This window comes from Herbaspirillum sp. DW155, assembly GCF_037076565.1.
In the GTDB taxonomy this organism is placed as follows: Bacteria; Pseudomonadota; Gammaproteobacteria; order Burkholderiales; family Burkholderiaceae_D; genus Herbaspirillum.
Genome location: NZ_AP029028.1, coordinates 3323379 through 3337400, shown reverse-complemented (window position 1 = coordinate 3337400; position 14022 = coordinate 3323379). Strand labels below are relative to the sequence as shown.

The following is a 14022-nucleotide window of genomic DNA, read 5'->3' as shown; positions in this document are numbered from 1 at the left end:
CGAAGGTGCGAGGGAGGTCCAAGTTATCAATGGGTTTAAATATCAGAACAGGGGTTAGCTAAGTGTATTGCCATCTTTTGAGAAAGCCATTGACTCGCCGGATATTGTCTGGCTTCGTATTGATCGCAGGTAGTTTGCTTGCCACCATCGTCAATGGGCAAATGAGCACGCCGGGTCAATTTCAGGTTAGCGAATCGGGGGGCGCAACGTACACGATCCCCATTCAGATGCCTCCGGGGGGCGGGGGGATGGAGCCGAAACTAACCCTGAACTACAGTAGTCAGGCCAATAATGGATTGCTCGGAGTCGGCTGGAGCTTGGGAGGCCTCGGGGGTATTTCGCGTTGCCCCAGGACGATGGCTCAAGACGGTGCTCGAGGCGCGGTGAACTACGACCTGAACGATCGCTATTGCTTGGATGGGCAGTGGCTTATCGCCATCAGTGGGGCGAACGGTGGCGATGGTACTGAATATCGGACGGAGCGGGAAAGTTTCGCGAAGATCGTGTCATATGGATCTACCGGCAATGGCCCGGCGTGGTTCAAGGTATGGACTAAGTCCGGACAGATCATGTCTTATGGTGCGACGAGTGATTCTTCAATTAAAGCTTTGGGTAAAGTTGCCGTCAGATTTTGGGCGCTCAATCGTATTGAGGACACCGTAGGTAACTATCAAGCCGTCAGCTACTATCAGGATGGCTCAACGGGAGAATTTTATCCGGCGGCTATTGACTACACTGGTAGCTCCAAGGCTGCCACTCCGCCAAAAAATACGGTGCAATTTGTTTATGAAGGTCGGGGAGATGTCACAACCTCCTATATGGCTGGGAGTCTGATCAAAAACACGGTCAAGTTGACACAGATAAAGATGTATAGCTCCAAGGTTCTGGTATTCAATTGGGTCATCGGATATGGAGTGGTCTCGCCCGGAGATGCCTCGAAGATTACTTGGATGCAGATGTGCAATAGCGAGAATAGCTGTTTGCCTGCTATGCAGTTGGATGTCTGAGCAAGGCTGTGGACGCTGGTGTCAACCCTGCAGGAGGTACAAGTCAGGCGGTAAGAATTCGAGCAGCCGGAAAGGAATCGCATGGTAGCTTCATGGATGCTTGTTCTTCTTGTAAAGCACTGCTTGATTATTTTGGAGTGGAACATTAATGGATATTGTGATTGACTTCGTCGAAGCAATGCAGAAGAAGTTTGGGCATGCTGAAGCTTTTCGCCGTGTTTGCGGCTTCATGACCGCATATCTCGGTTTATTCACTTTGCCTTCAGTTGCAGCGGACGCTCTAGAGGTTGCCACGCGCTTTCAGCGATCCCAAGCTTCGGCGGAACAGCTTGAACGCGCCCGTATTCGATGCTGGGAATCTCTGGATGCGAAGTCTGCAAGTACAGATTTTTCGCAACCAGATATTTGTGCGATACGGGCGGCAATATGCTTCCTATATGCTGAGCCGCCGTCCGAAGACGTCGCTGAATTGCTTAGCTGGTTCTTAACTCTTGTAGCGAAAATGGATGCGAGCGAGGGCGTGCCGGATTCTACTTCTTTTCTCCAAACCTATTTCTCTGGGCTTCAGTAGTGTAATGACCCAGCCAAATCTGCTCACATCAAGCAGCTAAAGCAAACGCCTCAGCCGGTGTCTTCATGCCCAGCGCCTGATGCGGCCGGCGGTGGTTATAAAAACCGATCCAGTCGCCAATTATTCGACTGGCGTGTTGCAACGTTTCGAAGCGATACCGATGAGCGCATTGCTCCTTCAGGGTTCCGATGGCGCGTTCGACCATGCCATTCTGCTGCGGGCAATGCAGCGTGATGAACTCCTGCTGCAGTCCGTAACTGCGGACCAACGCTGTGTAACTACGGCTGGTGAACACTAGCCCATTGTCGGACCTCAGCAAGAACGGCGCCGTCACGCGCTCCAGCGAACCATAACGCGCGATCAGCGCTTGCTCCAAGGCTGACTCTGCCGTCTTCGACTTGCCCGAACGCGACAGATGCCAGCCCAGTAATTCCCGCGTGTGGCAATCAATCACCAGGGCCAGCACCGCCCAGCCATCACGCCCTGTCCAGATGCGACACAGATCGGTGGCCCAGCGCTGGTCTGGTCCTGTGGCTACCTACGGCAAGGCCTTCACCCAGGGACGGAAATCAATTGGACGCTTCTTGACCTGCCAGCCTTTGATCTGGAAGATCCTAGTACATCGCAAAGCATTCCCACCATCAAGTGCCACAGGGGTAAAATGGCCCCCAAAACGCAAAAGGCCGGTTGATTTTCATCAACCGGCCTTTTATGTCTTGGTGCCCACGGAGGGACTCGAACCCCCACACCTCGCGGCACATGGACCTGAACCATGCGCGTCTACCAATTCCGCCACGTGGGCCTTCTGGCATCAGCGATAACTTGCTGTGCTTGAAAGAGGCTGCATATTAAGGCCTCTGAGCCTGATGGTCAACACTTAATTGAAAAATTTTTTATTCTTTTTCGCAGCTGCCATCCATGCCCATCAACCACCCAGATAAGCCTCCACCACCTTGGGATTGTCCAGCAGATTCGCACCGCTATCCTCCAGCACGATCTTGCCCGTCTCCAGCACATAACCGCGTTGCGCGATGCGCAGCGCCTGACGCACGTTCTGTTCCACCAGCAGCACGGTCATGCCGGTCTTGTTGATCTCCTGCACGATGCGGAAGATTTCCTGGATGATCAACGGGGCCAGGCCCATCGACGGTTCATCCAGCAGCAAGACCTTGGGCTTGGCCATCAGCGCCCGGCCAATGGCCAGCATCTGCTGCTCGCCGCCGGAGAGATTGCCCGCCAGTCCGGCCGCACGGTTCTTCAGTACCGGGAAGAGGGAATACACCCACTCCAGGTCACGCGCCACGCCGTCCTTGTCACGGCGGGTGTAAGCGCCCAAGGCCAGGTTTTCTTCGACGGTCAACGTGGTCAAGGTCGCGCGGCCTTCGGCCACCTGCACCACGCCGGATTCGACGATCCGGTGCGGCGACATCTGCAAGAGGTCTTGCCCGTTGAGCAGCACGCGCCCGCGCTGCGCCTTCACCAGTCCGGAGATGGCCAGCAGCGACGTGCTCTTGCCGGCGCCATTGGCACCGACCAGCGCGGTGATCTCGCCTTCGTTCAGGGACAGGCTGATGCCTTTGACCGCTTCGATGTGGCCATAGGCCACTGCCAGGTCCTCGACCTGCAGGATGGGTTCTTTGTTGCCGCTGGCGCTCATGCTTCTTCCTTGCCGAGATAGGCCTCGATCACTTCCTGGTTGTTCTTGATCTGGTCCGGGGTGCCCTCGGCGATGATCTTGCCGAAGTTGAGCACGGCGATGCGCTCGCACAGGCCCATGACGAAACGCATGTCATGCTCGATCATGAAGATGGTGAAACCGCGCTGCTTGATGTTGACGATCTCGCTCATCAGCTCGGTCTTCTCAGCCGGGTTCATGCCGGCCACCGGTTCATCCAGCAGCAACAGCCTGGGCTTGGTCGCCAGCGCACGGGCGAACTCCAGCTTGCGTTGCTCGCCATAGGAGAGACTGTCGGCCAGCATGTGCGCCTTGTGATCCAGGCGCACCCAGGACAGCAGTTCCAGCGCGCGTTCACGCGCTTCCTTCTCCGCACGGCGGAAGCCGCCGAGATTGAAGAGCATGCTCGCCACGCCATAGTTCAGGTGATCGTGCATGCCGACCACCACGTTTTCCAGCAGCGTCATTTCCTTGAACACGCGGATGTTCTGGAAGGTGCGGGCGATGCCGCGCTCGGTGATCTTGTGCGGGGCGACCGCGCCGATGTCGTCATCATTGAAGCGGATGCTGCCGGAGGACGCGCGCAGCAGGCCCGTGATGAGGTTGAAGACCGTGGTCTTGCCGGCACCATTGGGGCCGATCAGGCCGAAGATCTCGCCTTGCCGGACGTTGAAGTTCACGCCCTGCAGCACTTGCAGGCCACCGAAGTTCTTGCTGATGTCGTTCAGTTGTAAAAGCATTACTTCACCTTCTTCTCAGCGTTGCGACCCAGGAAGGCGCGGATGCGGCGCGGATCCCAGATGCCCTTTGGCAGGTACAGCACCACCAGGATCAGGATCAGGCCATTGATGGCCAGGCGGAAGTCCTTGAAATGACGCAGCACTTCCGGCAGCAGCGAGAGGATGGTCGAGCCTATCATCGGGCCGATCAGGTTGCTGGTGCCGCCGAAGACGGCCATGGTCAGGATGTCCACGGCATTCTCGAAGCCATAGTTGTTGGGGCCGATGGTGAAGGTAAAGTGCGCGTTCAGGCCACCGGCCACGCCCGCGATGGCCGCACCGATGACGAAGGCCAGCAGCTTGTAGCCGGCCACGTTTACGCCCATCAGGCGCGCGGCGATCTCATCTTCCTTGATGGCCTCGAAGGCACGGCCGATCTTGGAACGGCGCAGGCGCGCCAGCGCATAGATGGTCACGCCCAAGAGCAGCACGATGTGCCACCATTCGGTGATCGGCGGCACGCCGTTCAAGCCCATCGGGCCGCCGGTGATGTCCAGGTTCAGCACGATCACCCGGACCACTTCGCCAAAGCCCAGCGTTGCCATGGCCAGATACACGCCCGACAGGCGCAGCGTCGGGATGCCGATCACCAGCGCCACCAGCGAGGGCAGCACGCCGCCGGCTGCCAGCGCGATGGGGAAGGGCATGTCGAACTGCATCGTCAACAGCGATGCGGTATAGGCGCCGATGCCCATGAAGGCTGCATTGGCCAGCGACAGCAGTCCGCAGGACAGCGTGACGTAGATCGAGAGTGCCAGCATGGCATTGACGCCGATGCTGAAAATGACGGTGTTGTAGGTGGCCCAGAAGCCATCCCACCAATCCATGAAGCCCATCTTATGCCTTCCTTTCCAGCACTTTGCCAAACATGCCGGAGGGTTTTACCAGCAGGATCAGGAACAGGAGGCCAAAGGCCACCGCGTCGCGGAAGTCGCTCGAGATATAGGCCACCGTCAGCACTTCGGCAAAGCCGAGGAAGAGGCCGCCGATCATCGCGCCACGGATATCGCCCATGCCGCCCAGGATGATGACGGCGATGCCCTTGTGCAGCATCGGCTGGCCCATGAAGGGCGAGATCGCATTGAAGGACACGCCCACCAGCACCCCGGCCGCGCCACCCAAAGCCGCTGCGGCAAACGAGGTCAGCAGGAACAGGCCCTCGACGTTGATGCCCAGCAGGTAAGCCGCCTTGGGCGACTCGGCGATGGCGCGCAGCGCGCGGCCCAGCTGGGTCTTGCGCATCACGCCCAGCAGCACCACCATCAGCACGAAGGCGATCACGATGATCGCCACCTGCACGGCGGTGATGTGCAGGTTGCCCAGGCTCACGCTGTCTTCAGGGATGGTGCCCTGGGGGAAGCGTTTGTTCTCGGCGCCGAAGATACCCTGCGAAATGTTGGTGATCATGATGGCCACGCCAATGGTGGCGATCATCGGGATCAGGTGCGGCGCATTGCGGCGGCGCAAGGGCTTCAAGACCAGCACGTCGATGATGAGGCCCAGGAGGCCCGTGGCCACCATGGCCAGCAGCAGGGCCACCCACAGGGGCAGGGCCATCTGCTCCACCAGCAGCAGGGCGGCATAGCTGCCCAGCATGAAGATGGCGCCGTGCGAAAGATTGATCACGCCCAACACGCCAAAGACCAGCGTGAAACCGAGCGCGAAGAGCGCGTACACGCTGCCCAGCGAGAGTGCATTGATGAGCTGTTGTTCTAACATGGGAACCTGCAATAGGTGAGGTGACGCCGGGCGCCGCGTGGCGCCCGATGACTTGCGAGCGGTCGCCGCCGGTGGTCCGGCAGCGACCGTCTTTGCAGCCTTGGGCTGCTTACTTCAGCAGGACGAACTTGCCGCCCTTGGCGATGTTGACGATGGCTTCCTGGTCTGCATCGAAGCCGACCTGCTTGCCGGCCACGGCCGGGGCTGCGCGGAAGGCGAACTTGCCGGTGGCGCCATCGATCTTGACTGCCGGCAGCGCGGCGCGCACGGCGTCACGGTCTTTGGCCAGGTTGCCGGTGAGCTTCACGCTCTTGATCGCATCGGCCATGATGTACATGGCGTCATAGGCTTGCGCGGCGAACTGGTCAGGGTCGGAACCGAACTTGGCCTTGTAGGCCGCGATGAAGGCCTTGTTGGCCGGGGTCTGGTTCTCGGCCGACCAGGGGCTGCCCATCAGGGTGTTGTCGCCGGCATCCTTGGCGATCTCGAACAGCTTGGGCGAGTTCAGGCCATTGCCGCCGATGAAGGGCTGCTTCATGCCCAGCGCGCGGGTCTGCAGGATGATGTTGGCGGCTTCTTCAGCCAGGCAGGAGCAGACGATGGCGTCCGGGTTGCCGGCCTTGATCTTGGTCAGCTGGGCCTTGAAGTCGACGTCGCCCTTGGCATAGGCCTCGGTGGTGGTGACGGGGATCTTCTGCTGTTCCAGGGTGGCCTTGAAGACGTCGTAGCCGGACTTGGTGAAGGCGTCGTCGTTACCGTAGATCACGGCGACCTTCTTGATGCCGAAGTGCTTCACGGCGGCCTTGACGGTGACAGGCAGCACGTCGGCTTCCATCACGGAATTGCGGAAGGTGAAGGGGCCCATGGCCGTGATGCCGTCAGCGGTATTGCTGGTGCCGAACACCACCACCTTGGCGGCATTGGCGATCGGGTCGGCGGCGAAGGCCGAGTTCGACAGGGTGGGACCGAAGACGGCCAGCACCTTGTCCTGGAAGATCAGCTTCTTGAAGACGTTGATGGCTTCTTCCTTCTTGCCTTGTTCGTCTTCGATCACCAGGGCCAGCTTGTCGCCGTTGACGCCGCCCTTGGCATTGATCTCTTCGGAAGCCAGCGTGAAGCCGTTCTTGATGGCTACGCCATACTTGGCGGCCGGGCCGGTCAGCGCTTCGGCGACGCCCAGCTTGATGTCGGCGGCCAGCGCGGCCGAAGACAGGGTGGCACCGATCAGCAGGGCCGGAATGGTCTTGAGCATGGTATTGAATTGCATCGAGTTCTCTCCTCAGTTAGATATTGTAGAAATCGTCCGCATCACGCTGCGCCGTGCGCAACAGCGCGGCGCGACGTCATGAGGCGATTTCTTCATCGAGGATGATGCAAAAGGCGCCCGGGATGGCCGGGACTTGTGCTCCATCCTCTGAAGACCGTTTTGCGGTCTCTTTCGATACAGCCGCCGCAGCCTGCCAAGGCAGGCTGCGCCAGCACTTACAACCCGCTGCAACGCGCCCGGGTAGGGCGCGCCAGAGCGGCATGCGAACATCGTCCGGCCAGCGGACGAGGGGTGGTGCTCTTCTTTGATGCTGGCGCGCAAACCATCTGTTCCCGTTCGGACTGAGTAGGCCCGAAGGGCTGTATCGAAGGCGCAGCGACTGCGCGCCTTCGATACGCGGCTGCGCCGCTACTCAGTCCGAACGGGTGAACGATGGCGCCATGCGTTCGTTTCAGCGGTTAGTTCAGTTCCTTGCGCAGTTGCGCAATGGCCGCACGCACCTGGTTGGGTGCGGTGCCGCCGATATGGTCACGGGCGGCCACCGAGCCTTCCAGCGTCAACACGGCAAAGACGTCTTCACCGATCAGGTCGGAGAAGGCGCGCAGTTCATCCAGCGACAGGTCGGCCAGATCGCAACCCTTGTCCACGCAGGTACGCACGGCGTGGGCGACAGCTTCGTGGGCGTCGCGGAAGGGCAGGCCCTTCTTGACCAGGTAGTCGGCCAGGTCGGTTGCCGTGGCATAGCCTTGCAGGGCCGCCGCGCGCATGGCTTCGGGCTTGACGCTGATGCCGCGGGCCATGTCGGCGAAGATGCGCAGGGTATCGGTGAGCGTGTCGACGGTATCGAACAGCGGTTCCTTGTCTTCCTGGTTGTCCTTGTTGTAGGCCAGGGGCTGGCCCTTCATCAGGGTCAGCAGGGCGATCAGGTGGCCGTTGACGCGGCCGGTCTTGCCACGCGCCAGTTCGGGCACATCCGGGTTCTTCTTCTGCGGCATGATCGACGAGCCGGTGCAGAAGCGGTCGGCGATATCGATGAAGCCCACGCGCGGGCTCATCCAGATCACCAGCTCTTCGGACATGCGCGAGATGTGCGTCATCACCAGTGCCGCGGCGGCGCAGAATTCGATGGCGAAGTCACGGTCCGAGACGGCATCCAGCGAATTGCGGCAGACGTCATCGAAGCCCAGGGTCTTGGCCACGCGCAGACGGTCGATCGGGAAAGTGGTGCCGGCCAGGGCAGCCGCGCCCAGCGGCAGGCGGTTGATGCGCTTGCGGGCGTCGATCATGCGTTCGGCATCGCGGCCGAACATCTCGACATAGGCCAGCACGTGGTGGCCGAAGGTGATCGGCTGCGCTACCTGCATGTGGGTGAAGCCGGGCAGGATGGTGTCGGCGTGCTGCTCGGCCAGGTCCAGCAGGGCCAGGCGCAATTCGCGCAGCAGGCCGATGATGTCGTCGACCGCGCCGCGCATGTAGAGGCGGATGTCGGTAGCCACCTGGTCGTTGCGCGAACGGCCGGTGTGCAGGCGCTTGCCGGCGTCGCCCACCAGTTCGGTCAGGCGCTTCTCGATGTTGAGGTGGACGTCTTCCAGGTCCAGCAGCCATTCGAACTGGCCGGACTCGATTTCACCCTTGATCTGGGCCATGCCGCGCTGGATGTCGGCGTAGTCGGCCGCGCTGATGATGCCCTGATGGGCCAGCATTTCGGCGTGCGCCAGCGAGCCCTGGATGTCGACCTGGGCCATGCGGTTGTCGAAGAACACCGATGCGGTATAGCGCTTGACGAGATCGGAGACGGGTTCAGAAAAGCGAGCCGACCAGGCTTCGCCCTTTTTAGCAAATTGGTCTGTCATATCAGGGAATTCCGGAGAAGGGGCGATTATAGCAAGCACAACTGCGCCAAGCCACGGCAATGCAGCCGGAAATGCTGCCCGGCGCGGATTTTTCGCGTTTTCCTGCGCCCGGGGCGCGGTTTTTTTGCGTCGTTGTGCCAGTTCTTTTTCGTCCATTCCCAGCCGCTGGTGATCGCGGCTTCTCCCTGCGTAGCAAGAAGATGAACGAATCAGCGAGTTTCGCCGTGGCATCAGTGCGGCTTGTTGTTTTTGTGCCCGCCTTCCGGCCGCCAGAAAAAGCCGTGGGTGACTGACATTTGCTGACGTTATACTGAAGGCGCGATGACTGATCCGGGAGAAGTTCTGCAGGTTTCCGGAGAAGAGAGGGCTGCCAGCTACGGCGCAGCCAGGATGATGCCGGGGCCAGTCGGCGTCGTGGGGGGCATCGTCCGGCCGCACATGCCACGGGGGTGGTCCTGATAAGCGCTCAAAAGCGAGATGTCTGGGGGTCGTCTTACAGGAGAGAAGCATGAAATTGGAAGCACTGTTCCAGCAGCAAACTGCCTTGCCGAGTATTCCGAAGGTGGTGCAGGAAGTCATCGAAAGTTTCAACAACGACGCGGTTTCGATTGAACAGATCGCCAGGAAGCTGGCCGCCGACCAGGTGCTCAGCGCCAAGATCCTGCGCCTGGCCAATTCGTCCTATTACCATGTCTCGCGCACCATCGGCACGGTCGATGATGCCGTGCTGATGCTGGGTTTCATGACCGTGCGCACCCTGGTGATCAGTACCGGTATGGCCGGCAGCTTCAAGAAGCTGCCCGGCGTGGACCTCAAGCTGTTCTGGCGCTACAGCCTCGATACGGCCATCATCGCCAAGTGGCTGGCCAAAGAGGTCAAGCTCAATGCCGAATTTGCCTTCACGGTGGGGCTGATGCATGCCATCGGCCAGCTGGTGATGCATGCGGGCATGCCCGAGCAGGCGCTTGAAGTGGACAAGGTGGCCGGGCCGCTGGATGCGCGGCGCCTGGATGTGGAGCGCACTTCCTTCGGCTACGACTTTGCCGACGTGGGTGCCGAACTGGCGCGCCGCTGGCGTTTCCCGGACGAGTTCGCGCAGGTCATCAAGGCTTTCCCGCAGCCGCTGCTGGGGACTTACGATCCCTTTGCCGCCCTCATCCACGTGGCCGCCTGGCGCGCCCGCGCCGAGGAACACAAGTACGACGCCGACGAGCTGGAATCGACCTTCCCGGCCGAGGTGGCCGGCCGGTTGGGCCTGAGCTTGCGGACCTTCACCGAAGCGATGCCGCCGCTGGACGAGCTGAGCGAGGGCATGCGCGACATGCTTGACTGATCTGCCAGGGCACCGGCCGGAGAGCGCCGGTGGACGGTGGTTTCCGGCCGATGTGAAGAAATACGCCGAAGCAGACGACAATGCCGGCTCCCGCAAGGGGCCGGCATTGTTTTTGGTGAAGCAAATTGCCGAAATCCGGGCTGCGCCGGACCGCCGGGCCGCCGGATCGCCGGGCCGCTCAGTAATTCAACTTGGCATCCAGGAAGTTGAGCATGGAGCGATAGGCCTGGCTGCGCGCATCCGGGTTGCCGCCGCTGGTGACGCCTTCGCCGCGTTTGCTGCCCACTCCGGAGACGTCCATGCGCACGTGCACCGGCAGGCCGGGGGCGTCGAAGTCGTGGTAGGTGTCCGGATACAGGCGCAGGGCGATCTCGGTGTCGCTGCCCTGCATCTTTTGCTCGATGGCTTCGCAGGCCTGGGGCGGAGTCCAGTCATCGTTCTTGCCCATCAGGATCAGCAGGGGCGCGGCCGGTTTGAAGGGCTCGCTGGTCTTGGCGTAGGGGCGGCAGTCCGGATAGAAGGCCACCGCCGCGCGCGGCTGGATCTTGCGGATGGCCACGTCGGTCTCGGCCAGGTTGATCGAGGCCAGCAGGGTCGAGGCGCCATGCGACCAGCCCAGCAGGGCGATGCGCTTGACGTCCACGTCCGGTTGCGAGGTCACCCAGTGCATGGCCGCTTCGACGTCGAAACGGCGGTTCATGGCGCTGGCCTCGCGCTGGGCCACGGTGTCCTGGCAGGTCGAGCGGCGGCCGCGCGGGGTGAAGCTGTCCGGGAACAGCACGTTGTAGCCGGCGTCGGCCAGTACCCGCGCCATGGCCAGGTGGCGCGGCGTGAATTCGCCCCGGCCATCCTTGACGATGCTGTAGAGACCACCGCAGCCATGCAGTGCAATCACGGTCGGGAACGGTCCCTTGCCCGATGTTTTGCGCGCCTTGATCCACACGCCATAAAGCGGGGTGGCCTTGCCCCCCTTCTGGTCCACACTGGTGAGCGAAACGCGGCTTGCCTCCAGCGGCGCCGCGTTGGGTGCGGCGTGCGCCCAGCTGCCGGTCAAGGCCAGCGATGCTGCCATGCAGAACGCGGCCAGCGGTTTTGCCCAATGTCGCATGATGTCTGATTCCCCGAGTCGATGCCAGGCCGCCGTCCGCCGACCTTTCCCACCCCTGGGGAAGATGGTCGGTGAAGCAATATCCTTCACGGATTACGACGGCCGGATGTATTTGATATGTTCAGCTTCCATTTTACAAAAGTGAAGCGTCGAGCGGCAGCGAAGAATCGTTTTTGCGCTGCAAAAACCTGATTCAGCACAGGCGCATGGGCGCAGCTGTGCGCCGCCCGCAACAGCTTGTTGCTTCGTCAAATGTCAACTGAGCCATCTGTTATCGGCATGTAAAGAGCGAACTTGAGACGGGGCGTCTCTTCGCTGGACAAGTTCAGGATGCCACCGCGACAACGCGGTGCGGCGGCATCCCCGGGAAGCCCGGCTTCAGAGGTCGATGTTGAGGGTGATGGCCGCATTGCGGCCCGGTTGGGCCGCCCGCTGGAACAGCACGGATTGCGAAGTGGTCAGGCCGCGCACGGTGGCGTAGTCCCAGTACTTGCGGTCGGTCAGGTTATAGATGCCGGCGTGCAGGGTCACGTTGGTGCTCAGCTTCCAGTAGGTGGAGAGGTCGAACAAGGCATAACCGGGCACGTTCACGTAAGCACCACTGGTCGAAGAGACCGACACGTCATCCGCGCTGGCGCGCTTGGACTTCACCGCCGTCATGATGAGGCTGGCGCCGTATCGGCCCGCGGCGTCATCGTAGGCCGCACGCAGCGTGCCCTTGGCCGGTCCCACGGAATTGACCGAGCCGCTGGCACCGGCATCGTTGCGCGAGCGGCCGGCCGACACGCCGACGCTGCTGCCCAGGCTGTAACCGCGCAACGCAGCGGCATAGGTGCCCAGGTCCAGCTGGGCCGACACTTCGGCGCCATAGATATCGACATTGGCAATGTTCTGCAGGCGATAGGCCAGGGCGGTGCCGCTGTAGGTGGTGGTCTGGTAGTCGATGAAGTTCTTGTACCGGGTATAGAACAGCGAGGTGTTCAACGTCAGGCCATCGATCAGCTCACCCTTGGTGCCCAGCTCGAAGGCATCGCTGGTCTCGTTCTTGAGATCGGGATTGCCCAGGATGGCATAGAGGAAGGCCGAGCTGGCGTAGGTGGAGGAATCGTAGGTGCCGGTCTTCTCGGCAGCCGTCGCCACGCGCACGCCGCGGCTGTACTGCGCAAAGAAGTCGTAGGTCGGCGCCAGCGCATAGGCAAAGCGCAGGCTGGGTGCCAGGAAGGCAGTATGGTCGGACTTGATTTCGCTGGCGGCGCTGCCGACGTTGGACAGGTAATTGCGCAGGTCGCCGGGCTGGGTGTGCCAGTACTCGGCCCGCAGGCCCGGGGTCAGCGTGGCACGCGGGGTGAGGTGCCATTCGTCGCGCACGTAGGCCACCAGCTTGTTGGTGCGGGTGGGAGCCATGCGGTCCTTGGTGTAGGGGTAGCCGCTCACCAGCGCGCCGGTGGCATTGGTGTAACGCGCTTCGGTCCAGGGGCGCTGCTCATCCAGTGTGCTCAGCGATAGGCCATAGAACAGGTCATGCGCACCCATGCGCTTGCTGGCATCGGCGCTCAGTCCGGCGCTGGTGGTGGCCAGGTAGGTATCGATGCGGCGGGTGTAGCTGTTGGTCGAGTTGGCGGCGATGGTGTAGTCCTCCTTCTTGCTGTCCTGGTAGAAGGCCTGGATGCGCAGCTTGTCGAAGGCGGCGATGCTGCCGGCTGCGGGGGTGTATTCGTCCTCGACCTGGAGGCGATGGCGGCGCGTGGTCGAGTACTGGGTCGCGCCGGCCGGATAGGCGCTGTAGGTGGCGCCGTCGAGAATGCGGTTGTCGGTGCGGTCGTAGAAGTCCAGCGTCACGCCCAGCTTGTGGTGCGCCAACCCTTCGTAGAAGGCCTTCAAGAGGATGGCATCCGAATGCCAGTTGTCGCGGTTGCCGTCGCTGACGTCCTTGGACTGGGTAAGCGCACCATCGCGATTGGAATACAGGGCCAGCAGTTTCCAGTCGCCCATCTTCTGTGCCGTGGTCAGGGCTTCGGCCCAGGCCTGGTCGGCCGAGGTGTAGCCGAGTTTGGCGCCGAGATAGCTGGTCTTGCCGCCGCTCAGATAGTCGTCCGGCGATTTGGTCTGGAACGAGACGCGCCCGCCCAGGCCGGTGGCACCGTTCTCTCCCGATGAGGTGGTGCCGGAGATGATGTCGACCTTGCGGAAGAGTTCGGGATCGATGTAATCGCGGCCGATACCCACGCCGGTGGCCTTGAGGCTGTCCGGCAAGGGCACGGCCGAGGGCAGCTCGATGCCGTCCACGTCCAGGCCGATGCGGTTGCCTTCCACGCCACGGATGTTGTAGCCCGACGTGCCGCTGCCATCCCACAGGTTGGCCGCACCGCTGAGGGCGGAGGGGGCGCTCACCAGCGGCTGGTAGCGGATCACGCTGGCCATGTCGGTGGTGCCGTTGCGCTGCAGGTCTTCCGCGTTCAGCGAGGTGGCACGACTGGTCTTGTCCGCCGTCACGCTGATTTGCGGGAGGCTGCCTTCGCTACGGGCATTGTCTTCGGCATGGGCCGGGTTGATGGCCAGTGCGGCCAGGGCCAGCTGGATGGCGATGGTCAGGTTCTTGGGCAGGGGACGTGCCGGGATCGGCGCTGGCGCGCGCCGCTTGATTGCTGCAATCATTGCTGCTTCCTCTTCTAGTCTTGTGGGTACCGCCGGCGTTAGCAGGATCGGCGGC

The 14022-nt window shown here is 61.6% G+C and carries 11 protein-coding genes, 1 tRNA gene and 1 pseudogene; 3 read left to right on the top strand and 10 right to left on the bottom strand.

From position 1 onward, the window contains the following. Window positions 1–134 precede the first annotated feature (134 nt). Both AACH55_RS15195 and AACH55_RS15190 read left to right on the top strand, forming a co-directional pair. Entirely contained in the window at window positions 135–1007 is an 873-nt protein-coding gene (locus AACH55_RS15195) for a SpvB/TcaC N-terminal domain-containing protein (RefSeq protein ID WP_338715444.1), read from the top strand. 148 nt (window positions 1008–1155) lie between these two features. Next, complete coding sequence (locus tag AACH55_RS15190; protein WP_338715443.1) at window positions 1156–1578, top strand: hypothetical protein; 423 nt, start codon at window positions 1156–1158, stop codon at window positions 1576–1578. Window positions 1579–1606: 28 nt separating this feature from the next. Here the strand turns inward: AACH55_RS15190 and AACH55_RS15185 are convergent. The 8 genes and pseudogenes from AACH55_RS15185 to argH form a co-directional block, all read right to left on the bottom strand. Next, window positions 1607–2101, bottom strand: a pseudogene (locus tag AACH55_RS15185) (integrase core domain-containing protein); the annotation flags it as partial. A gap of 194 nt (window positions 2102–2295) precedes the next feature. Continuing rightward, window positions 2296–2380, bottom strand: a tRNA-Leu gene (locus AACH55_RS15180). A 123-nt stretch (window positions 2381–2503) separates the two neighbouring features. Continuing rightward, the gene (locus tag AACH55_RS15175; protein ID WP_338715442.1) at window positions 2504–3235 is read right to left on the bottom strand and encodes an ABC transporter ATP-binding protein; all 732 of its coding nucleotides are present in this window, start codon (window positions 3233–3235) and stop codon (window positions 2504–2506) included. Further along, window positions 3232–3993 (bottom strand): ABC transporter ATP-binding protein, encoded by a 762-nt coding sequence (locus AACH55_RS15170; protein WP_338715441.1) that lies wholly within the window; start codon window positions 3991–3993, stop codon window positions 3232–3234. The genes AACH55_RS15175 and AACH55_RS15170 overlap by 4 nt, the downstream gene beginning before the upstream one ends. Beyond that, window positions 3993–4868, bottom strand: coding sequence for a branched-chain amino acid ABC transporter permease (locus AACH55_RS15165; protein ID WP_338715439.1), 876 nt, complete (start codon window positions 4866–4868; stop codon window positions 3993–3995). The genes AACH55_RS15170 and AACH55_RS15165 overlap by 1 nt, the downstream gene beginning before the upstream one ends. A 1-nt stretch (window position 4869) precedes the next feature. After that, window positions 4870–5751 (bottom strand): branched-chain amino acid ABC transporter permease, encoded by an 882-nt coding sequence (locus AACH55_RS15160; RefSeq protein ID WP_338715437.1) that lies wholly within the window; start codon window positions 5749–5751, stop codon window positions 4870–4872. Window positions 5752–5860: 109 nt separating this feature from the next. Further along, the gene (locus AACH55_RS15155) at window positions 5861–7018 is read right to left on the bottom strand and encodes an ABC transporter substrate-binding protein (RefSeq protein ID WP_338715436.1); all 1158 of its coding nucleotides are present in this window, start codon (window positions 7016–7018) and stop codon (window positions 5861–5863) included. A 458-nt stretch (window positions 7019–7476) separates the two neighbouring features. Continuing rightward, complete coding sequence (gene argH, locus AACH55_RS15150) at window positions 7477–8871, bottom strand: argininosuccinate lyase (RefSeq protein ID WP_338715435.1); 1395 nt, start codon at window positions 8869–8871, stop codon at window positions 7477–7479. Between the two features lie 508 nt (window positions 8872–9379). Between argH and AACH55_RS15145 the strand changes: the two genes are divergently transcribed. Continuing rightward, the gene (locus tag AACH55_RS15145; RefSeq protein WP_338715433.1) at window positions 9380–10204 is read left to right on the top strand and encodes an HDOD domain-containing protein; all 825 of its coding nucleotides are present in this window, start codon (window positions 9380–9382) and stop codon (window positions 10202–10204) included. A 178-nt stretch (window positions 10205–10382) separates the two neighbouring features. Here the strand turns inward: AACH55_RS15145 and AACH55_RS15140 are convergent, their stop codons facing one another. After that, window positions 10383–11312 carry a dienelactone hydrolase family protein gene (locus tag AACH55_RS15140; RefSeq protein WP_338715432.1) on the bottom strand — a complete coding sequence of 310 codons (930 nt, stop codon included), beginning with the start codon at window positions 11310–11312 and terminating at the stop codon, window positions 10383–10385. Between the two features lie 378 nt (window positions 11313–11690). Continuing rightward, entirely contained in the window at window positions 11691–13967 is a 2277-nt protein-coding gene (locus AACH55_RS15135; protein ID WP_338715431.1) for a TonB-dependent receptor, read from the bottom strand. Window positions 13968–14022: the final 55 nt, after the last annotated feature.